General features: G+C 62.1%; 1 protein-coding gene and 1 pseudogene. Both read left to right on the top strand.

From position 1 onward, the window contains the following. Positions 1 to 972: IS3 family transposase (locus tag NDI72_RS21840; RefSeq protein WP_283801789.1), on the top strand; the 972-nt coding region annotated here is incomplete at its 5' end. A 6-nt stretch (positions 973 to 978) separates the two neighbouring features. Next, positions 979 to 1,158 (top strand): annotated as a pseudogene (locus tag NDI72_RS21835) (GNAT family N-acetyltransferase); the annotation flags it as partial. Positions 1,159 to 1,647 lie beyond the last annotated feature (489 nt).

Genomic DNA, 1,647 nt, shown 5'->3' with positions numbered 1-1,647 from the left:
TCTCCGCCAAGCATGCTCAAGCTTCACGATTTTTGCAACAGAGCCGTGACGCCCGCCGGTTGGCGCGAGGCAGCTGGTCATCTGCAAGCCGCCTATGAGATGAGCGAAAGGCGGGCGTGCCGTGTTCTGGGCGTCGATCGGACGAGCGTGCGCTATCAGGCGACACGCCCGGATGACGACGTCCTGCGCGACCGGCTGAGGGCCCTCGCGCAGGAGCGTCGCCGGTTCGGCTATCGCCGCCTGCACGTGCTGCTGCGGCGCGAGGGTCATGCGGTCAACAAGAAGCGGGTTCAGCGGATCTATCGCGAGGAACGGCTGACAGTGCGTCGACGCGGCTGTCGAAAGCGAGCAATGGGCACGCGGCAACCGCTGGACCTGCCGCTGGTGGCCAACCAGCGCTGGTCGCTGGACTTCGTCTCTGACCAGATGACGGACGGGCGGCGCTTCCGCATCCTGACGGTGATCGACAACTGCACCCGCGAATGCCTGGCGTTGGTGGCCGACACCTCGCTGTCGGGTGCGCGTGTGGTGCGAGAGTTGGACGCCCTCATCCGGCAGCGGGGCCGACCCGATACCATCGTCAGCGACAACGGCACGGAATACACCTCGAATGCGGTCCTGGCCTGGGCCGACGACACTGGCGTCGGTTGGCACTACATCGCACCAGGCAAGCCCCAGCAGAACGGCTTCAATGAGAGTTTCAATGGTCGCCTGCGTGACGAGCTGCTGAACGAGACGTTGTTCCGCTCCCTGCCGCATGCCCGCGAGGTGCTGGAGGCCTGGCGGCATGACTACAACGAGCGGCGACCGCACTCGAAGCTCGGCTGGCTGACGCCGCAGGCCTACGCACAAGCCCTTACTGGAAACGCCGGGCGGCCTGCTGCGCTAGTTGAGGGCTGCGCAGGCCGCCCTATTGCCAACCCAACCAATCTCTACTCAAATCAACCTCGGACTCTCGTTATGGCTGGATGAGAAACGGGGGTCACGTCAGAGGCTTGCCGCCATGCCGCGCGAACGCAGGGGTGCGCCAAGCTGCGGCTCGACTGCCACCCGAACCTGCGTGGCCTATACGAGCGGCTCGGATTCACCCACGTCGACACTTTCAATCCCGGCTGGGATCCAACCTTCATCGCAGAACGCCTAGAACTCGAAATCTAACGTCCGTTCGGGCATCGAGGTCCATGTCGGGGTGGGACGGGCCCGTGGCTTCAAGATCACTTGCAGTCCGACCGCGATGTCTTGGTTGCGCGAGAGGTTGTCGATATCCTCCACTTCCATCATCAACCCTGGATAATGCCGCCGCCGTCATCGCCGCCGACGCCCGTGCCGGGCTTTTCGGGCCTGTCAGGCTTGCTCGGCCTTCAGCCTGCCTGGGCGAGATCTCCGGCGGACGGATTAACGGCGGAGCTTCGCCGCCTTTCGTGCGTGTGAAGGCCGAAGATAGTTCTCTCAAAAACATCCGTTTATGAGAGATACCAAATGTCATTTTCAGAAGACGACTGCACCAGTTGATTGGGCGTAATGGCTGTTGTGCAGCCAGCTCCTGACAGTTCAATATCAGAAGTGATCTGCACCAATCTCGACTATGCTCAATACTCGTGTGGGCTCTGTTGCAAAAATCGTGAAGCTTGAGCATGCTTGGCGGAG

The sequence above is a fragment of the Nitratireductor sp. GZWM139 genome (assembly GCF_030068685.1).
GTDB lineage: Bacteria > Pseudomonadota > Alphaproteobacteria > Rhizobiales > Rhizobiaceae > Nitratireductor > Nitratireductor aquimarinus.
Note: the sequence above shows the minus strand (reverse complement) of the source record. Positions and strands in the feature narration are given on the sequence as shown.